This is a genomic window from Pyxidicoccus sp. MSG2 (assembly GCF_026626705.1).
In the GTDB taxonomy this organism is placed as follows: Bacteria; Myxococcota; Myxococcia; order Myxococcales; family Myxococcaceae; genus Myxococcus.
In genome coordinates this window covers 3034210-3052244 of the sequence record NZ_JAPNKC010000001.1, presented here as the reverse complement: position 1 = coordinate 3052244, position 18035 = coordinate 3034210, and the positions used below count along the sequence as shown (strand labels likewise).

17 protein-coding genes are annotated in these 18035 nt (G+C 68.9%); 7 read left to right on the top strand and 10 right to left on the bottom strand.

Annotated features, from left to right (window positions below):
• The first annotated feature begins 70 nt into the window (after nt 1–70).
• Nucleotides 71–742, top strand: a complete 672-nt coding sequence (locus OV427_RS11380) for a hypothetical protein (RefSeq protein ID WP_324290055.1) — start codon at nt 71–73, stop codon at nt 740–742.
• Here OV427_RS11380 and OV427_RS11375 read toward each other — a convergent pair.
• The 5 genes from OV427_RS11375 to OV427_RS11355 form a co-directional block, all read right to left on the bottom strand.
• Nucleotides 643–1266, bottom strand: coding sequence for a DUF2378 family protein (locus OV427_RS11375; protein WP_267856099.1), 624 nt, complete (start codon nt 1264–1266; stop codon nt 643–645). The genes OV427_RS11380 and OV427_RS11375 overlap by 100 nt on opposite strands.
• Before the next feature lie 80 nt (nt 1267–1346).
• On the bottom strand, nt 1347–1853 hold the full coding sequence (locus OV427_RS11370) for an ExbD/TolR family protein (protein ID WP_267856098.1): 507 nt from the start codon (nt 1851–1853) through the stop codon (nt 1347–1349).
• Nucleotides 1853–2266: an ExbD/TolR family protein gene (locus OV427_RS11365; RefSeq protein ID WP_163996100.1), complete on the bottom strand. Its 414-nt coding sequence runs from the start codon at nt 2264–2266 to the stop codon at nt 1853–1855. The genes OV427_RS11370 and OV427_RS11365 overlap by 1 nt, the downstream gene beginning before the upstream one ends.
• Nucleotides 2267–2399: 133 nt before the next feature.
• Nucleotides 2400–3083 carry a MotA/TolQ/ExbB proton channel family protein gene (locus tag OV427_RS11360; protein ID WP_163996099.1) on the bottom strand — a complete coding sequence of 228 codons (684 nt, stop codon included), beginning with the start codon at nt 3081–3083 and terminating at the stop codon, nt 2400–2402.
• A 68-nt stretch (nt 3084–3151) separates the two neighbouring features.
• Nucleotides 3152–3895: an energy transducer TonB gene (locus tag OV427_RS11355; protein ID WP_267856097.1), complete on the bottom strand. Its 744-nt coding sequence runs from the start codon at nt 3893–3895 to the stop codon at nt 3152–3154.
• Between the two features lie 227 nt (nt 3896–4122).
• On the opposite strand from OV427_RS11355, the gene OV427_RS11350 reads away from it, so the two are divergent.
• The 4 genes from OV427_RS11350 to OV427_RS11335 all read left to right on the top strand — a co-directional run bounded on the left by OV427_RS11350 (nt 4123) and on the right by OV427_RS11335 (nt 10766).
• Nucleotides 4123–7335, top strand: coding sequence for a TonB-dependent receptor (locus OV427_RS11350; protein WP_267856096.1), 3213 nt, complete (start codon nt 4123–4125; stop codon nt 7333–7335).
• Between the two features lie 30 nt (nt 7336–7365).
• On the top strand, nt 7366–8073 hold the full coding sequence (locus OV427_RS11345; protein WP_267856095.1) for a hypothetical protein: 708 nt from the start codon (nt 7366–7368) through the stop codon (nt 8071–8073).
• 118 nt (nt 8074–8191) lie between these two features.
• Nucleotides 8192–9754: a radical SAM protein gene (locus OV427_RS11340; protein ID WP_267856094.1), complete on the top strand. Its 1563-nt coding sequence runs from the start codon at nt 8192–8194 to the stop codon at nt 9752–9754.
• 94 nt (nt 9755–9848) lie between these two features.
• The gene (locus OV427_RS11335; protein WP_267856093.1) at nt 9849–10766 is read left to right on the top strand and encodes a hypothetical protein; all 918 of its coding nucleotides are present in this window, start codon (nt 9849–9851) and stop codon (nt 10764–10766) included.
• 136 nt (nt 10767–10902) lie between these two features.
• Here the strand turns inward: OV427_RS11335 and OV427_RS11330 are convergent, their stop codons facing one another.
• Entirely contained in the window at nt 10903–11508 is a 606-nt protein-coding gene (locus tag OV427_RS11330) for a hypothetical protein (RefSeq protein ID WP_267856092.1), read from the bottom strand.
• A gap of 9 nt (nt 11509–11517) precedes the next feature.
• A complete protein-coding gene (locus OV427_RS11325; protein ID WP_267856091.1) occupies nt 11518–12072 on the bottom strand; it encodes a DUF4920 domain-containing protein in 555 nt (184 codons plus the stop codon).
• Between the two features lie 89 nt (nt 12073–12161).
• Here OV427_RS11325 and OV427_RS11320 point away from each other — a divergent pair, with 89 nt between their 5' ends.
• Together OV427_RS11320 and plsY are read left to right on the top strand one after the other, a co-directional pair.
• Nucleotides 12162–12593, top strand: a complete 432-nt coding sequence (locus OV427_RS11320; RefSeq protein WP_267856090.1) for a DUF2752 domain-containing protein — start codon at nt 12162–12164, stop codon at nt 12591–12593.
• 10 nt (nt 12594–12603) lie between these two features.
• Nucleotides 12604–13182, top strand: a complete 579-nt coding sequence (gene plsY / locus OV427_RS11315) for a glycerol-3-phosphate 1-O-acyltransferase PlsY (RefSeq protein ID WP_267856089.1) — start codon at nt 12604–12606, stop codon at nt 13180–13182.
• Here plsY and OV427_RS11310 read toward each other — a convergent pair.
• The 3 genes from OV427_RS11310 to OV427_RS11300 all read right to left on the bottom strand — a co-directional run bounded on the left by OV427_RS11310 (nt 13099) and on the right by OV427_RS11300 (nt 17864).
• Nucleotides 13099–14331, bottom strand: a complete 1233-nt coding sequence (locus OV427_RS11310) for a THUMP domain-containing class I SAM-dependent RNA methyltransferase (RefSeq protein ID WP_267856088.1) — start codon at nt 14329–14331, stop codon at nt 13099–13101. The genes plsY and OV427_RS11310 overlap by 84 nt on opposite strands.
• Before the next feature lie 51 nt (nt 14332–14382).
• Nucleotides 14383–14667 carry an antibiotic biosynthesis monooxygenase family protein gene (locus OV427_RS11305; RefSeq protein ID WP_267856087.1) on the bottom strand — a complete coding sequence of 95 codons (285 nt, stop codon included), beginning with the start codon at nt 14665–14667 and terminating at the stop codon, nt 14383–14385.
• Nucleotides 14668–14765: 98 nt separating this feature from the next.
• Nucleotides 14766–17864, bottom strand: coding sequence for a DNA translocase FtsK (locus OV427_RS11300; protein ID WP_267856086.1), 3099 nt, complete (start codon nt 17862–17864; stop codon nt 14766–14768).
• Between the last annotated feature and the right edge of the window lie 171 nt (nt 17865–18035).

Below are 18035 nucleotides of genomic sequence, written 5' to 3'. Positions count from 1 at the left end.
ATTCCAGGAGCACCGGATTTATGAACCGGGGTCTGGTCAGGAACGGGTGAGTCCGGTACCTTCCCCGCACGTGGGGAACGCAATGGGGGCAGAGGCCACAGTGGATACCGAGACTCGTCAACGCCGTCCGGTTCGCATCCGCCGAGCGGACATGAAGCGCGGCCAGCGCATGAAGCTGGCCTTCGGGGTGTTCCGCTTCTGTCTCTACGGGATGATTGGCCTCAGCTCCGAAATCTTCTTCTACAACCTGGTGCGCATTGCCCGGCACGTGCCCGTGCTGGAGGCGCTCTTCCGGTTCCAGTGGCGCGTGGATGACAGGCTCGGGCTCAACGCCATCTGGGACACCCCCATCGTCACCGCGTACGGCCAGTGCTCGCTGTGGATGTTCCTCATCTACGGCGTGGCGTGCTTCTGCTTCATCGAGCCGCTCTACCGGTGGATGCTGTACCAGCACACCGGCCTGCGCGCCTCCATCTACGGCATCGTCATCCTGCTCTTCGAGGGCGTCACCGGCCTGGTGCTGGAGCGGCTCACCGGCTACCGCATCTGGTACTACGGGGACGCGGGCGCCATCATGGGGGCGATGACGTCGCTCTACATCCTGCCCATCTGGATGGTGACGGGCCTCATCGCCGAGTTCATCTACAGGGAGATGATGGACCCGGACCTCTTGGCCGCCTTGGAGTCCCCGCTGCCCGCCACGCCCGAGGAGACCGAGGCCTCGCTCCAGTTGATGCGGTAGGTGCAGGCGTGGCCGTCGTAGCCGGACGTCTCGATGACGATGACCTGCGCGCCGGCCACCCGCAACCCCGCGTGGATGATGCCCGCGGTGAAGGAGGGGTAGGGGCCCACCTCGTTCATCCACAGCTCGAACTGCGCGGGGCCCAGCTCCTTCAGCTTGGACTCCGTGTAGTTGTTGCCGGCGCGGAAGTTCTGCGTGGCGCGCATCAGCGCCCGCCGGGGGCCCAGCACGCGCAGCAGTGACAGCACGGCGCGCCCCAGCATCGTCTCGCGGAAGCCTTCGATATAGGCCTCGCCCAGCTTCCAGGTGCCCTGCTCCAGAGGCTCACCGGGGAAGAGCTCCTCCGCGGTGATGCGCAGGAAGTTCATCCAGGAGTCGAAGGGGTAGGCCGGCCGGAGCTTCTGCTCCACGTCCAGGCCGGCCTGGCGAAGCCGCGCCTTGCACTCGGGCGTCAGCCGCCCGCTCAGCGCGCGCAGGAAGAGAGCTTCGATGGTCTGCTCAAAGATGAGAAGCTCGTCGGCCATGAGTCGTGGACTCTAGCCGACGAGCTTCTCGAAGTGAACCGCGACCCCAACCCGGAGCGTAGGCTGCGGGGAGGAGGCTCTCAGGGAGCGGGCGCGGGGGCGGGCGGTGCCGTGCCGGTGTCGACCTCGGTGCCCTGGATGACCGCGTTCTGCGGCAGCTCGGTGGCCATGCCGAGCACCTTCGCTCCGGCGGCCTTCGCGCCATCCAACGCCACGATGAGGCGTCCGTAGTTGGTGGCGTCATCCGCCATGAAGAAGACGATCTTCTCATCCGGCTTCTTGGCCGCCAGCATGCGCTTGAGGCGGTTGATGTAGTCCGCCGGCTGGATCTTCTCCGTGTTGATGGAGTAGCCGCCATCCTTGTCCAGCTGCACGACCAGCTGCTGGTCGTTCGGATCCGGAGGCTGCGGCTCCTCCTCCACCTCCGTGTCGGGCACGCGCACCAGGATGTCCTTCTCCAGGAGCGGCGTCACCACCATGAAGATGATGAGGAGCACGAGCACCACGTCGACCAGCGGCGTGACGTTGATCTCCGAGTTCGGCTGGGAGGCGGGCTTCACCCACTGCCGTTGCTTGCGTCCGGCCATTACTTCTTCTCCTCTACGCCGAGCGCGATCTGCTTCGCCTTGGACTTGCGGGCCACGTCCAGCACCTTGCGCACGTCTCCGACGTTCAGCGTGTTGTCACCCTTGAGCAGGATCTTCTTGCCCGGGTCCTTCGCCAGCTCCTCCGACAGCTTGGCCTGGAGTGCCTGGTCGTCCACCTGATCATTCTCCACGAACACCTTCTTGTCCGGGGTGATGGAGAGGACGATGGGGTCTGCGTCTTTGCCCCCCTCCTTCTCGATTTCGGTGGCCTTCGGCAGCTCCACGGACTTGCCGCGCTGGAGCATGGGGGTGACGACCATGAAGATGATGAGGAGAACCAGCACCACGTCCACCAGGGGCGTGACGTTGATGTCGCTCTTGATGCCCCCCTTGGGGCCTGCTGACATTCCCATGCGTGTACCTTGCTTCCTGGATGGAGGCGCCCGCCCTCACCACCGGGTGTGCTCCAACGCCCTATTGGGAATTGGAGCCCCGCTCAGTTGAAGGGCGGGCCTCGGGTCGTCCCCGGGGCTCGCCGGTGGATGCTCAGGCCGCGTGCGAGGAGTGCGCGCCGCCGCCCAGGTGACGGGCCACGACGTCCAGGAACTCGTTGGACGACTCGGAGATGTCCACCGAGCGAGCGTCCACCCAGCCCTGCAGGAAGTTGTAGGCCATCACCGCGGGGATGGCCACCAGCAGGCCGAACGCCGTGGTGATGAGCGCCTCGGCGATACCGGCGGAGATGGTGCCCAGACCACCGGAGCCGGCGGCCGCCATCAGCTGGAACGCGTTGACGATACCCATCGTCGTGCCGAGCAGACCCACGAACGGCGCCGTGGAGCCGACCGTCGCCAGCAGGCCGAGGCCGCGCTTCATGCTCTGCACCTCACGCTGAGCCTGGCGCTCGAGCGCGCGCGCCACCGACTCCACCGCCACGTCCTTGTTGTTGGGGCTGATGCGGTACGCCGTCAGGCCGGAGTTGATCACGCGGCCGAGGTGGCCCACGTCCTTGCCCAGGTTGGTGTTGGCGGCCGTGCTCAGGTCGCCCTTGGCCAGGATGGCCCCCATCTTCGCGGCGAAGTTGCGGCTGTCGGCGCGGGTCTTGCGGAAGACGAGCATCCGCTCCGCCATCACGACCAGCGACGCCACCGACATGATGGCCAGGGTAAAGATGATGCAACGAGCAAAGAGGCCCGTGTGCGCCCAGATATCTGCGAGAGTGAATTGCATGGTGGGTTTGAGCGCTCCTCCTCACGAGCGCGGGGTAGTCTGCGGTGCTTCGGTTCGGCGTGCCTGGATCAGCGCGGCAGCTTGAAGTTCAGCGTGAAGGTGTAGTCCACCTGGACCGGGCGACCCTGGAAGGTGACCGGCTTGTAACGTGACGACGTCAGGGCGTCCATGACGGCCTTGTCCATGTGGGGCAGGGGCTTGATGATCCGGCAGCGCTCCACCCGACCTTCCACGGTGACCACGCACTTGACGATCATGGTTCCCGCCACGCGGGCCTCCAGCGCCTCGCGCGTATACTCTGGCTGCGGACCGGAAATCTTCTCCGGACGCGTCATGCCCGCGCCGAACGGCAGCACGTCCGTGCCCGTGCCGCCCAGCTGACCGCCCACCACACCACCAATCACACCACCCACCACGCCGCCCACCACACCACCGGCGACGCCTCCTTCAACCCCGCCCTCGACCTCCTCCTCGGTGGCCTCCTCCTGAGGCTCCTCGGTCGGCTCGACCTCCGGGGGAACCTCCTTCGGGACCTCCTTCGGCTGGACGATCTGGTCCGGCTTCTTCGGCTTCTTCTGCTGCGTCTTCGGCTTGGAGGACGCGGCCGGAGGAGGCGGCGGGGGAGGCGGAGGCGGCGGGGCCATGGTGGCCTTCAGCGTGACCTCGATCTCCTTCTCTTCGACGGGAGGCGGCCGCGTCGACAGCCAGAGCGCGAGGCCGAAGAGCCCCACATGGAGGATGACCGAGATGGTGGCCCCAACGCCGAACTTGGGCTTGGGCCCCTGACCACGGTCAAGGACTGAATCGAACATGAACTAGACTCCTCTAACCAGTGGACACCGACACGCCCTGCCGGGTGAAAGGGCGCGTCACCATACAGAAACCGGTTCCGGGTTCAAGCAAGCGTGTCAAAGGCTTCCGACCTGATCGCGCAATTGCCCCACTGGTCACCAAAAAGCAACGGTCTATTGACAACTGCCCGACCTCGGATATTTTCCCGAGTCATTTTCGGTTGCAGCCCACCTTGGAGGGGTATGGTATGCACTTGAACCGAGTGCTCCGGGAAACCGGAGTTGTCCTGGCCGCAGGTCTGCTTTACGGATCGGCGGCTTTCGCGCAGTCGAGCACGATGATCGGAACGATCATCGACGCTCAGAGCCGGCAGCCTGTTCCTGACGTCGTTGTCACCGCGACCTCGCCCAACCTTCAGGGTGAGCAGACCGTGGTTTCCGACGCACAGGGCAACTACCGTATTCCCCAGCTTCCGCCGGGTGTGTACACCCTGCGGTTCGAGAAGGAGCAGTTCCGGCCCTACGCCCGGGCCGATGTCCAGTTGCGCCTCAACCGCACCATCCGCGTGAACGTGGAGCTGCTCCCCGAGTCGCTCGGTGAGGTGGTGGAGATCACCGGTACCCCGCCGACGATCGACGTGGGCTCCACGACCACGGGCGTCAACGTGGATCAGGAGTTCATCAAGCGCATCGCGGTGGCCCGTCCGGGTGGCAAGGGCGGCGCTGCTCGCTCCTTCGAGTCCCTGGCCGAGCTGGCGCCTGGCGCCCAGACGGACAACTACGGCGTGTCCATCAACGGCGCGACCTCGCCTGAGAACGGCTACGTGGTGGACGGTCTGTCCACCAACGACCCGGCCTACGGCGTGAACGCCAGCCCGCTGTCCATCGAGTTCGTGCAGGACGTGAACATCATCACCGGCGGTTACATGCCGGAGTTCGGTCGCTCCACGGGCGGTGTGATCAACGCGGTGACCCGCTCGGGCTCGAACGAGTTCCACGGCTCCGTGTTCGCCAACTGGACCCCGGGCACCCTCGAGGGTGACCGCAAGCTGGTCCGCGAGGAAGGCACGGTCATCACCGGGCTCAACGAGCTGCAGAACCTCGGTGACTTCGGCGCCACCCTCGGTGGTCCCATCCTCAAGGACAAGCTGTGGTTCTTCGCCGGTTTCGCGCCGTCGTTCACGCGCTACCAGCACACGCGCGCGCTCAACGCCCTGCAGATCGACACGGCGAAGAACGACTACGCGAAGGACGAGAACGGCTTCACGATCGCCAACCTCATCCCCGGCTCGGAGCGTCAGTACTACGCTGACTCCCGCTCCGTGCAGTTCATGGGCAAGCTGACGTACCTGATCAACCAGGATCACAACGTCTCCTTCGCCCTGAACGGCACCCCGTCCACGACGGGTGGCACGGGCAAGCTGTCGCTGGATCCCCGCACGGGCCTGCTGCCGGGCGCCCTGACGTCGCGTCCTGGCGACTTCGGCCTGACCGAGGCGAACAACAACACCACGTCGCTCGGCATGAAGTACGCCGGTGCGTTCATGGACAAGAAGGTCCTGGTCGACGCCAACCTCGGTTGGTTCCACCAGACCGCCTCCACCCTGCCCGCGGACGGCAGCAAGCTGGGCAGCAGCGAGGGCCTGGCGGGCTACTCCCGCATGAACTACACCCGCGCTCGCTCGCTGACGGTGTTCGAGGGTCTGCCCGAGGGGCAGGAGGGTGCCTGCGATCCGTACACCTACACGGACGCGGACGGTGCGCACTCGCTGGCGCGCTGCCCGGTCACCGGCTACGCGGTGGGCGGCCCCGGCTTCATGAGCGACGCGAAGCTGGACCGTTACCAGATCAACGCGAAGGCCACCTACCTGCTGAACGCCATCGGCACCCACGTGCTGAAGGCTGGCGTGGACACCGAGTTCCTGGTGTACGACCAGACGAAGGCGTACGGCGGCGGCGTGTTCTACCAGGAGGGTGCTGTTGGCCGACTCAGCGACTTCCGTCGCTACGGCTACCAGACGGGCCCTGACACGCCCATCACCCAGCTGACCCAGCAGTCGAAGTCCACCGGCACCACGGTGGGCGGCTTCGTGCAGGACTCCTGGTCCATCGCGAACCGCGTCACGCTGAACCTCGGCGTGCGCTACGACGTGCAGGCCATGTACGGCGGCAACGGCGACCTCGCCCTCATCCTGGGCAACCAGTGGTCGCCTCGCGTGGGCGCCATCCTCGACCCGTTCGCCAACGGCCGCGCCAAGTTCTTCGTGAACTTCGCCCGTTACTACGAGGCCGTTCCGCTCAACCTGCTCGACCGCAGCTTCCCGCCCGAGCGCCGCATCGGCGCGACCCGCCGGATGGCGGAGCCGGGCAGCGGCGCGGCGGGATGCGACCCGTCCAGCCGTGAGAGCCAGGGCACTGCCTGCCAGTCCACGGACAACGTCGTCCCCATCGCGGAGACCAGCCGCAATCCGAACCGCCTGTACACGGGCGGCAAGACGGAGAGCACGCCGGTCGACCCGGACATCGAGCCGCAGTCCTCTGACGAAGTCGTCGTGGGCGGCGAGTACGAGGTCCTGGCCAACACCCGCGTGGGCGCCAGCTACACGCACCGCGACATGAACTCGGTCATCGAGGACATGAGCCGCGACGACGGCAACACGTACTTCCTCGGCAACCCGGGCTCGGGCTTCGCCAAGGAGTTCCCGAAGCCGGAGCGCAACTACGACGCCGTCACCCTCTACCTGAACCGCACGTTCGCGGACGGGTGGCTCGCCCAGGGTAGCTACACCTGGTCGCGTCTGTACGGTAACTACCCCGGTCTGTTCCGCCCGGAGACGGCCCAGCTCGATCCGAACATCCTCTCGGACTTCGACCTCGTCAGCCTCCTGGAGAACCGCACGGGTCTGCTGCCCTTCGACCGTACGCACGCCATCAAGGTGTTCGGCGCGAAGGAGTTCAACGTCACGAGCGCGCTGTCCGCGAGCATCGGCGTGTCGTACCGCGGTAACTCGGGTACGCCGATCAACTACTTCGGCGCGCATGCCGCTTACGGTACGGATGAGTCCTTCATCCTTCCCCGTGGCGCCGGTGGCCGTACGCCGTGGATCAACACCATCGACTCCAACATTGGTGTGAACTACCGCGTCAGCAAGGACAGCGTCGTCTCCTTCACCCTGGACGTGTTCAACCTCTTCAACTTCCAGGGCGTTGACCTCGTGGACCAGACCTACACCACCCTCTTCGCGAAGCCGATTCCCAACGGCAAGCCGGGCGACATCGCGAACCCGGTGGGCGTGGTGGGCTGGCAGGAGGGTGGCGAGCGTGAGGACGACCCGGCCACGGACGACGTCGACGAGTCGCAGTTCGGCACCGTGGACGGCGACGTGAACAAGAACTTCAAGAACCCCACCCGCTACCAGCCGCCCCGTCAGGTGCGCTTCGGTATCCGGTACACGTTCTAATCCCAAGCCATCCACGGAACCCCAAGTCACATGACCAAGAACCTCTTCAAGACTGCGCTGGCCGTTGTCAGCGTGGGCAGCCTGATGTCGGGTTGCGACTTCGAGCAGCCGGAGGCTGGCTGCTTCGTCCAGGACTCTACCAGCTGGGCGATGAAGTACGACCTGGTGGGTGAGCCGAAGCTGGCGGATGGCACGGCCTGCACGGCGGTGCCTCCCGAGGCAGAGCCGGTGGGCGTGTTCAAGTTCGTCGACCCCGACCACCCGGACAATGCCGTCCTGACCCTCCGTCCCGCGGGCCTCGCGGCCCTCGCACTCCGCGACCCGGGTGCGTCGTCGCTCCAGACGGCGACGGGCAAGCTGGCCTCGGAGGCGGATGCGGAGGACTTCTGCGCGGCGACGGACTTCTCTGTCGCCACCGTGGACGCCGCTCCGGCCGGCACGGCGCCGAGGACCACCATCACCTACGCGTTCAGCAACGTGCGGGTGTACTCGGCTCCGAGCGCCCCTGGCACGCAGCTGACCGGTGAGCTGAAGTACACGAAGGATGGGTGCACCTCGACCTACGTCGCTCGCGCCCAGTGGCCGGCCATCCCCTGCGACCCGGAATCGGACGTGCCCGCGGAGACCTGCGGTGTGGGCTCCGGCCTGAACCCGGACTTCGCCGTCACGTGCGCGCCCAACGCGCACCTCTGCGTCCCGGCGAAGTCCATCCCGTCGTTCGTCGACTCCGCGAACTAGTCCTCAGCTGAGCCGAGCCACCTTCCGGTGGCGCAACGCGGCCCCGGCAGCCCTCCCCCACGTGGGAGTGGCGACCGGGGCCGCGGTGTTTACAGAGCTGTACCTTGCTGGAGGCGCATTGGAGGGTCGTTACTCACTGATTGAGCACGTCAGCTCGCTGCTGGCGGACGAGCAGGGCACGCTCTACAAGGCGGCGCCCTACCGGGTGGCCCTCTGCTATCCAAGCCCCTACCACGTGGGCATGAGCTCGCTCGGCTACCAGGCCATCTACCGGGAGCTGCATGAGCACCCCGGGGCCACCGCCGAGCGCGTCTTCCTCCCGGACGACGTGGAGGCCTTCAAGCGTACGCGCACCCCTCTGTTCACCTGGGAGTCGCAAAACCCCGTCTCCAGCTTCGACATGCTGGCCTTCTCCGTGGCCTACGAGCTGGAGGTGACGGGCCTGTTCTCGCTGCTGGAGCTGGCGGGCCTGCCCCTGCTGGCCGAGGAGCGCCGCGACGGCGGCTACCCGCTCATCGTTGCTGGCGGGCCGCTGACATTCTCCAATCCCGACCCGCTCGAGCCCTTCGTGGACGTGCTCGTCCAGGGCGAGGCCGAGGACCTCATCCACGTCCTGGTGGACGCGGCGGCCTCCATCGACGACCGGGACGCGTTGCTGGCGCACCTGGCGCGCATCCCCGGCTTCCGGGTACCCGGACGCGGTGGGGCGCGGTACTACGTCGCCAAGGCGACGGACGCCCGGCTGCCCGCCCGCACGCAGATTGTCACGCCCCACACCGAACTGCGCTCCATGTTCCTCATCGAGCCGGAGCGGGGCTGCTCCCGGGGCTGCCATTACTGCGTCATGCGCCGCACCACCAACGGGGGCATGCGGACGGTGCCGCCGGAGCGGGTGCTGTCCCTCATCCCGGAGACGGCGAAGCGGGTGGGTCTCGTGGGCGCCGCGGTGACGGATCATCCGCGCATCGTGGAGCTGCTGCGCACCATCGTCGACTCGGGCCGTGAGGTGGGCGTGTCCTCGCTGCGGGCGGATCGGCTGACACAGGAGTTGGTGGATCAGCTCCGGCGCGGCGGGGCGACCAACCTCACGGTGGCAGCGGACGGGGCCTCGCAGCGGATGCGGGACCTGGTGGACCGCAAGCACTCGGAAGAGCAGATTGTCCGGGCCGCCAACTTCGCCAAGACGGCGGGGATGAAGCAGCTCAAGGTCTACAACGTGGTGGGCCTGCCCTTCGAGGGCGACGAGGACATCGACGAGCTGATCCGCTTCACCGCGGAGCTGTCGCGCATCCTCCCGGTGGCGCTGGGCGTGGCCCCCTTCGTGGCCAAGCGGAACACGCCGCTGGACGGGGCGCCCTTCGCGGGCATCCGCGAGGTGGAGAACCGGCTGGAGCGCCTGCGCAAGGGCTTGCGGGGGCGCGCCGAGGTGCGTCCCACCTCCGCGCGCTGGGCGTGGGTGGAGTACATGCTGGCCCAGTGCGGCCCGGAAGGCGGGCTGGCGGCCATGGACGCCTGGCGCGCCGGGGGCAGCTTCGCGGCCTGGAAGCGCGCCTTCGAGGCGCGGGGCTGCGAGCCGTACCTCGCCCGCCGGGTGGAAGATGGGCGGCGCAACCCCGTGGTGTGGCCCACCGTCCCCAAGGTGGCGCCCCCGGAAGTCACCCCGCCGGCGTCCGCCGCCTGACGGGGAATGCGATGTGGGCGGTGCACGGCCGCCCCGAGTTCCGCTACAAGGCCGCTGGCGCCGATGGCCGGCGTCCAGGGCAGCGGAGAACCGTGTGAGCACGCAGCGTGTGGACAAGGCGTGGCAGCAGAAGGGCCTGAAGGAGTACTCGACGGAGGCCCTGCTGGGGACGCTCGGCCACTACGGGCTTCCCGTGGGCGAAGAGGACTTCCGCAAGCTGGCGGAGACGACCTTCCCCCTGGGAATCGCCCAGGAGTGGAGGCCGAAGTGGAAGGGCACCGGCCCCTTCAAGGACTTCGTGGTGGCGGCGGCCGTGGAGCTGTGGCGCCGCTGGCTGCCAGACCGGGTGGCGCCCATGGAGCTGGCCGACACCCTCACCGGCCTCATGCACGCGTGCGCGCTGCTGCTGGACGGCCAGCAGGACGCGCCGGTGGCGGCCGCCCTCGAGAAGATGAACGGCCTGCGCTCGCGCATGCCGCTGGATGAGCGCGGCGCCCCGCAGGAGCGCTTCATGCGCGAGGCGCTCGCGCCCTTCACGGAGAAGCAGGCCGAGGTGTTCGACAGCCTCGCCGAGGCGCTCGCGTCCGCCGGCCACGGTGCCCACGCGGAGTCCTTCGCCGACGTGGAGGAGTTCCTCCTGCCGGACCGCAAGGGCATCTCCCGCGCCATGGTCCGCGCCGCGCGCGGCGAGCTGGACGGCGCCACGGACGACCTGGCGAAGCTCACCGAGGACACCTCGCGCAGCCCCATTGCCCGCCTGCTCGCCGTGGACGGCCTCATCCACGTGAAGGCCCATGGCCGCGCGGCCGCGGCGGCCCGCACGCTGCTGGAGTCGGCGGAGCAGGGTGGGGACCTGCACCTCGCGCTGGACCTCGTCCCTCGCCTGGAGCACATCTACAAGGCGCAGAACGACCGTGAGTCGCTCTTGGACCTGATGCGCATCGCGGAGCGCCTCGAGACGGCCCACGACAAGATTCACCCCGGCCACCGGCGTCACCGCCACGGGCGCTGAGCCACTCGCAGGGAACCGCGGCGGTCGGTGGACCCGATAGGGGCCTGCCGACCGCTCAGGATGCCCGCCGCGCGGATGGGGTTTCCCAGGCGGCCCTGCGTGCGCGCAGGGCCTCCTCGCCAGAAACCCGCGCGGCTCAGCCCAGACCGTCGGGGCCGCCAGCCTCGTCCTTGGGGGCGGAGGCAGATGGAGGCGGCGCCTCCAGTCCGGCGACGGCCTCCTCCTTCGCCGCGCCGCCGCGCTTCAGCGGCACGCGCAGGACGCCGGGAACGCCTTCCGACACGTCACGCACGGACACCACCGCGCCCACCGTCGTGTAGCGGATGGCGCCCGTCTGGGTGAAGGCGTGCTTGAGCGGGTACTCCTTCGCGCGGGGGAGGAACCACTCGCGCGTGGCCCGCATGGGCAGCACGTGCAGCTCGCCCTGCGAGAGGAAGACGTACACGAGCAGGTCCGCGCCGCTGTAGAGGAAGCAGCCCGGTGTGTCCTTCTCCAGGTTGGACACCAGCTCGAAGAAGTAGCGGCGGCGGGTGGCATTGCGGTCGCCCTTCACCTCGATGCCGCGCACCTCTCCCGAGGGCAGCTCCCAGAGGAGGTCCACCCCGCGGTGCTGGAAGCGCGGGTCCGCCTGCACGTCGTGCACGCGGGAGTCCGGCTCCGTCGCCAGAAGCCACGTGCGGGCGTGCTGGACGGCGCGGTCCGCCGCGCCCTGCACGCCCCGCATGCTGAAGCTTCGCGCCATGTCGTCAGGTCAGCGGCGCAGCTCGACGCCCGTGGCCACCAGCTGCACCTCGCGCGGCTTGCCGTCCGCGCCGCGGGGGACGATGGCGCCCTCGGACTCGTAGTGCTGCGCGTTGCCGTCGCTCAGCTCGGCGACCTTCACCACGCCCTCCACGCGCGCCTTCGAGCCGGCCGAGTCCAGCGGGACGAAGAAGCCGTAGTCCTTGAACGTCACCCGGACGCCCGGGCTCTTGTCCTGGGTGTCCGCCGCCAGCTCCATCCAGCAGCCCTTGCGCTCGCACGCCTTGCGCACGGTGCCCTCCACCAGGACCGTCTTCCCGTCGTGCGCCTGGGGCTTCGCGAGCACGTCCGCCAGCTTTACCGCCTGGGTGCCCTTGATGGGCTCGCCCCGGGTGAGCTTCCAGCCGTCCTGGGAGGCGGGCGCGGCGGCCGGTGCCTCGACCTTGGCGGGGTGGTGACAGTCGCCCTCGGCGGCCTTGGGGGCCTTGGCGGGCGTCTTGTCACCCGCGAGCGCGACCAGGGGAACGGCGACCAGCAGCATCAGGGACGTGCGGAGCGAGTTCATGGGCCGTACGCTTAGCCAGAAGTCCTTGCTCCGGCAAGCCGGCGCTCGTACTAGAGTCCACCTGTCCCGCTCCGTCCGGTGAGGCGCGCATGAAGGTCCTCATCCCCCCACGCAACCGCAGCTTCGGCACCGTGGATGCCCTGGGCATCGCCGGCATCGTCGGGCTGCTCGTGGCCCGCTACATCCCGGTGGCGCGCCTCATCCCCTTCTGGGGATGCGTGCTGCGCGAGCGGACGGGCTGGCCCTGCCTCGGCTGCGGGCTGACGCGGGTGGCGGACCGGGTGGCGCACTTCAACTTCGCCGGCGCTTGGGAGGCCAACCCCCTGGGGACGGTGGCCGCCCTCCTGTTCGCCCTGGCGGCGGTGGTCATGGTGCTGCACCTGGTCTTCGCCATGCCCATTCCAGAAATCCAGCTCTCCCCCCGGGAGTGGAACGTGGTGCGGGTGGCGCTGCCCATGCTCCTCGTCGTCAACTACGCCTACGTGGTGGTGAAGACGCGCTTCCCCCACCTGCTGCTGTAGCCTCCCCTTCGTGCCATACGCGCTCGTCGTGCTGGGCTACCTCGCCGGCTCCATTCCCTTCGGTGTGCTGCTGACGCGGTGGCTGCGTGGCGTGGACGTGCGCCAGAAGGGCAGCGGCAACATCGGCGCCACCAACGTCACCCGCGTGGCGGGCAAGAAGCTGGGCGCCGTGGTGCTGCTGCTGGACGCCCTCAAGGGCGCGCTCCCCGTGGCATTGGCGCTGCGGCTGTTGCCGGGACAGCCCACGCTGCACGTGCTGGTGGGCCTGTCCGCGGTGCTGGGCCACGTCTACCCGGTGTGGCTGAAGCTGCACGGCGGCAAGGGCGTGGCCACCGCGCTGGGCGTGCTGGTGGTGCTGGTGCCCTTCGCGGCGCTGGCCGCCGCACTGGTGTACGCCCTCATCCTCGCGGTGTGGCGCGTCAGCTCGCTCGGCTCGCTGGCCGCGGGGGCCACGGCGGTGGGCACGTCGGCCTTCACCGCCCGGGAGGTGGAGTACGCCGGCCTCTCAGCCGTTCTCTTCCTCCTCATGCTGTGGACGCACCGGGGCAACATCGACCGGCTCGTGCGGCGCACCGAGCGGCGCTTCTGAGCCGGGGCCTCCCGACGGCCGGTAGCCCAGCAGCGTGCAGGCGATGGGGCCGTTCCACATGTCCCGCTTCATGGACGGACGCGCGTGGAAGGCGCTCTCGAAGGCCGGGTTGCCGGAGAGCACCCAGATGCGCCAGCCCGGCACCCGGAGCGACTCGCCGAGCTTGTAATAGAAGCTCTTCATGCCCTTCTGCCCGCCCGAGCCCAGCCGGTCTCCATAGGGCGGGTTGGTGATGAGCAGGCCGCCCGTGGCGGGCAGCGGCGGGAGCTTCGTCGCGTCGCCCTCGGCGAGCTGGATTTCCTCCGACAGCTTCGCCGCGCGCACGTTGCGGATGGCGGCATCCAGCGCCTCCGGGTCCTTGTCGAAGCCCAGGAGCGGCACCGTCACCTTGCGCTCGTTGCGCCGCGCGTCCGCGCGCAGGTCCGCGAGCAGCTCGCGCGCCCGTGTGCCCAGCTCCGGCCAGCGCTCCACCGCGAAGTCGCGGTTGAGGCCCGGCGCGCGCTTGCGCGCGATGAGTCCCGCCTCGATGAGGAGCGTGCCGGAGCCGCACATCGGGTCCACCAGCGCCTCCTCACCCGTGTAGCTCGCGGCGCGCAGCAGGGCCGCGGCCAGCGTCTCCTTGAGCGGCGCCGGGGTGGGGCGCACGCGGTAGCCGCGCCGGTGCAGGGGCTCGCCGCACAAGTCCAGCGAGAGCGACAGCGTCTCGCGCGCCAGGTGCGCCACCACGCGCACGTCCGGGTCTCTCGTATTCACGTCGGGCCGGGCGCCCACCGCGTTTCGGATGCGGTCGACAATCGCGTCCTTCACCTTGAGGGCCACGAAGCCCGAGTGGCTGTGCTCGCTGTCCTTCAGCGTGGCATCCACCGCGAAGGTGGTGTCCGGGTTGAGGTGCTCCTCCCAGGGGATGCTCACGGCGGCTTCGTAGAGGCCTTCCGCGCCGTGGGCCTCGAAGGCGCCCAGCGGGTAGAGCACGCGCATGGCGATGCGGGACCAGAGGCACACCATCAGCGCCTCGTCGAGCGTGGCCATGAAGCGCACGCCGCCGCGGTCCTGGCGGATGCGGCGCGCGCCGAGCTCCTTCAATTCATCCGCGAGGAGGTCTTCGGTGCCGCGGGCGGCGGTGGCGTACAGGGCAATGCGTTCAGCCATGGGATACCGCCCATAGACGACACGGGCCCGCTTGGGAACCGGCAACGCGCATCAAGTGCCCACCACCTCGTAGATGGCGAAGGTGGCGCCCTCCTGCTCGGCGCTGGCCTCCTTCGCGCGCCGGAAGTCCTCCGACTGGAAGTAGGCACGCATCGCCTCCCTGTCCCGCCAGCGCGTCACCAGCAGCAGCTCGGGCGAGCGCTCGAAGGACCGCAGCACTTCCAGGCCCAGGAAGCCCTCGTACGCATCCACGCGCCGGGTGCGCTCCTGGAAGCGGGCGACCAGTGCGTCCGCCTCTTCGGGCGCGGGGCGGAAGCGGGAGATGGCGACAATCATGGTCACACGTTCCTGAACCCCGAACGCCCCCGTGAGGAACAACCGTCCTGGCCGCCGCGCCCGTTCCCGAAACGCGACGGCCCTGGAGTCCCTTCGAGCTACATGGCCCCGGCGCCGGGCATGTCGCCCACGCCGCGGATGAGCACCTCGCGGGGCTTGGCGCCGTCCGCCGCGCCCACCACGCCGTCGCGCTCCATGCGCTCAATCATGCGCGCCGCGCGGTTGTAGCCGATGCGCATCTTGCGCTGGAGCATGGAGATGGAGACGGCCCGCATCTCGCTGACCGTCGCGAGCGCCTGGTCGTACAGCTCGTCGGACAGCTCGTCCTCCTCGCCGCCGCCGCCTTCGCCTTCCTCGTCGCGCGGCTTGAGGATGGACTCGTCGTAGACGGGCTTGCCCTGGGCCTTGAGGTGGTCCACGGCGCGCTTGATTTCGTTCTCCGACACGAAGGCGCCGTGCACACGCTGCAGGTGCGCGCTGGTGGGCGGCATGATGAGCATGTCGCCCATGCCCAGCAGGGCCTCGGCGCCCACCGTGCCCAGAATCGTCATCGAGTCCGGCTTCGAGCGCAGCATGAAGCTGACGCGCGTGGGGAAGTTGGCCTTGATGACGCCGGTGACGACGTCCGTGGACGGACGCTGCGTCGCCACCATCAGGTGGATGCCGGACGCGCGCGCCATCTGCGCCAGGCGGGCCACGTACGTCTCCACCTCGCGGCTGGCCACCATCATCAGGTCCGCCAACTCGTCGATGATGACCACGATGTACGGCAGCTTCTGGCGCTGCTTCTTCTCCGCCTTTTCCGCGGCGGCCTCCATGGCGGCGTCCTCGCCGTCCTCCGCCTCGGCCTCGACCTCGGGCACCTCGGCGGACTCCTCGGACACCACGGCCTCGCGCATCTCCTCGTCGTCGTCGCGGGGCGCGGCCACGCCCATGCCTTCGCTGCCAGTGTTGGGCGCGTCCAGCACGAGCACGTTCTTGGGCTTGGACTTCTTCTTCGGGGCGGGCTCGGAGGCCGCGTCCTTCACCTCGGTGGCGGTGCTCTCCACCAGCTTGTTGTAGCCGCCGATGTTGCGCACGCCGGCCTCGGACAGGAGCTGGTAGCGGCGCTCCATCTCCTCCACGGCCCAGCGCAGCGCGAGCGCCGCCTTCTTCGGGTCCGTCACCACCGGCAGGAGCAGGTGGGGGATGCCCTCGTAGACGGACAGCTCCAGCATCTTCGGGTCCACCATGATGAAGCGGACCTCCTCGGGCGTGGCCTTGAGGAGGATGCTCATGATCATGGAGTTCACGGCCACCGACTTACCGGAGCCCGTGGTACCGGCGATGAGCAGGTGCGGCGCCTTGGCCAGGTCGAGGACGTACGGCATGCCCTCGATGTCCTTGCCCACGCACATGGTCAGCTTGCTGGCGCCCTTGTTGAACGCGTCCTGCTCGGCAATCTCCTTGAGGTAGACCGTCTCGCGGTCCTTGTTCGGCACCTCGATGCCCACCACGCCCTTGCCGGGGATGGGGGCGACGATGCGCACGCGCATGGCCTCCATCGCCATGGCGAGGTCGTCCGCGAGCGCGGCAATCTTGCTCACCTTGATGCCGGGTCCCGGGAGGAACTCGTACATGGTGACGACGGGGCCGGGACGGATTTCCACCACCTCGCCGACGATGCCGAAGTCCGCCAGCTTCGCGCGCAGCTTCTCCGCGGTGATGAGGAAGGCGTCCTTGTCCAGCGCGGTGCGCTCCTGCCTGTCGCACTCGAGCACGTCCAGCGGCGGCAGCGAGAAGCTCTTGCGGTCTCCGACGAACTCGAACTGGTCCTGGCTCCTCTTCGCGGTGGGCTTGGGCGGGGCCTTGGGCTCCACGATGAGCGGCATGCGCGCCGCCAGCGCGGACGGAGGCGCCGGGACGATGGCGGCCGGGGCCGCGGGAGCCGCGGCGGGCTGCACCGGGGCCGCGGCAATGGGGGGCACCACCGCCGGAGCGACGGGCTCGGCGTCCTGGGCCTGCGCGGCGGCCAACGCCTGTGCGGACACGGGCGGCGTGGAAGCCTGCGGGCCGGTGACGATGTTGGGCGTCTTGCGGCCACGGCGCGGGGGCTCGGCGTTCTCCGCGAGGGCGGGCAGGGCACGGGGCTCGGGCGCGAGGAACGACGCGGCCCAGGCGGGGTCGGCGCCGGGCGCCGGGCGCTTCTCGGCGCGCGTGGGCGGCTTCTCGGTGACGGCGGTGACGGACACCGGCGGGAGCGACTCGTCCTCCTCGCCGCGCACGGGGTTCCTCGCCGCCAGCTGCTTCTCCAGCTTCTCGCGGTCGCGGGACTCCTTGAGGGCCAGCTTCGCGGAGGCGGCCTGCTCCTTCTCGCTCTGCCTGGCCAGGCGCACGGCCTCCTCGGCCATGGCCTCCGCCTCGGCGGCCTCGGCCTCGGCGGCCAGCCGCTCGGCCTCGGCGAGCTCCTCTTCATCCGACTCGAGCTGCGCGAGGAAGGCGGCCTCCTCCTCCTTCTCCTGCGCGGCGCGCTCCTGGCGCTCCTTGTAGGCGACCTTCTGTGCCTCCCAGAAGACGAGGAAGGACTCGCGCATCCGGTTGCCCAGCACGCACATGCCGGCCCAGGCCAGCGAGCACAGCTTGAGGAAGGTGTACTGCGTGCCGACGATGAGCGCGGCGGCGCTGATGGCCGTCACGAGGATGACCGTGCCGACGGTGGAGAACAGCCCCTCCATCACCCCGCCCAGCCCCGCGCCCAGCGCGCCACCCGGAGGATGCGCCCAGCCCTTGTCACCGGCGAACATGAGCTGCGCCAGCACGGACACGCTGGCCGTCAGCATCACCAGGCTGATGATTTGCGGCGCCCGCTTGCGGTCCCTGCTGCCTACGAAGAGCACCATGGCCGCGTAGATGCCACCCGCGGGAATCAGGTAGGCACACACGCCCAGCATGCCCCGCAGCGACTCGGCGATGAGGTGCCCCATGGGCCCCACCGCGTTGCGGAAGCCCGGCCCCACCCTGTCCTTCGCATCGAATGTGGCCACCGCCAGCAGGGACAACAGCGAGGCCGCCAGCAGGAAGACACCGGTGATGGCCCGCCCGGCGACACTGCCGCCCGGGCCAGCCTTCATCCGCTTGTCCGCAAGCTGCCTTCGCCGCGTCGCGATTTCCTGCCGGGACAGTACCGCCTTCTCCGCCCGACCCTTCTTCGCCGTCATGACCCTCTTCCCTCTGCGCGTCTCAGTCGCGTAGCGGGCTGTAGCAATGCCCGTCGCGAGTGTAGGGAGGGAGGGGGAGCGGTCAATTTTCCAGCAGTCCGCCGAGCGTCGTGAGAGGGGAGCGGAAGACAGCTGACGGGACGCCTACATTTCGGCTGCGCCCCTCCACGG

What these genes read in the sequence shown, in the direction of transcription:
- OV427_RS11375 (WP_267856099.1), bottom strand. Translation starts at nt 1,266, where the DNA reads ATGGCCGACGAGCTTCTCATCTTTGAGCAGACCATCGAAGCTCTCTTC.
- OV427_RS11370 (WP_267856098.1), bottom strand. Translation starts at nt 1,853, where the DNA reads ATGGCCGGACGCAAGCAACGGCAGTGGGTGAAGCCCGCCTCCCAGCCG.
- OV427_RS11365 (WP_163996100.1), bottom strand. Translation starts at nt 2,266, where the DNA reads ATGGGAATGTCAGCAGGCCCCAAGGGGGGCATCAAGAGCGACATCAAC.
- OV427_RS11360 (WP_163996099.1), bottom strand. Translation starts at nt 3,083, where the DNA reads ATGCAATTCACTCTCGCAGATATCTGGGCGCACACGGGCCTCTTTGCT.
- OV427_RS11355 (WP_267856097.1), bottom strand. Translation starts at nt 3,895, where the DNA reads ATGTTCGATTCAGTCCTTGACCGTGGTCAGGGGCCCAAGCCCAAGTTC.
- OV427_RS11350 (WP_267856096.1), top strand. Translation starts at nt 4,123, where the DNA reads ATGCACTTGAACCGAGTGCTCCGGGAAACCGGAGTTGTCCTGGCCGCA.
- OV427_RS11345 (WP_267856095.1), top strand. Translation starts at nt 7,366, where the DNA reads ATGACCAAGAACCTCTTCAAGACTGCGCTGGCCGTTGTCAGCGTGGGC.
- OV427_RS11330 (WP_267856092.1), bottom strand. Translation starts at nt 11,508, where the DNA reads ATGGCGCGAAGCTTCAGCATGCGGGGCGTGCAGGGCGCGGCGGACCGC.
- OV427_RS11325 (WP_267856091.1), bottom strand. Translation starts at nt 12,072, where the DNA reads ATGAACTCGCTCCGCACGTCCCTGATGCTGCTGGTCGCCGTTCCCCTG.
- OV427_RS11320 (WP_267856090.1), top strand. Translation starts at nt 12,162, where the DNA reads ATGAAGGTCCTCATCCCCCCACGCAACCGCAGCTTCGGCACCGTGGAT.
- OV427_RS11310 (WP_267856088.1), bottom strand. Translation starts at nt 14,331, where the DNA reads ATGGCTGAACGCATTGCCCTGTACGCCACCGCCGCCCGCGGCACCGAA.
- OV427_RS11305 (WP_267856087.1), bottom strand. Translation starts at nt 14,667, where the DNA reads ATGATTGTCGCCATCTCCCGCTTCCGCCCCGCGCCCGAAGAGGCGGAC.
- OV427_RS11300 (WP_267856086.1), bottom strand. Translation starts at nt 17,864, where the DNA reads ATGACGGCGAAGAAGGGTCGGGCGGAGAAGGCGGTACTGTCCCGGCAG.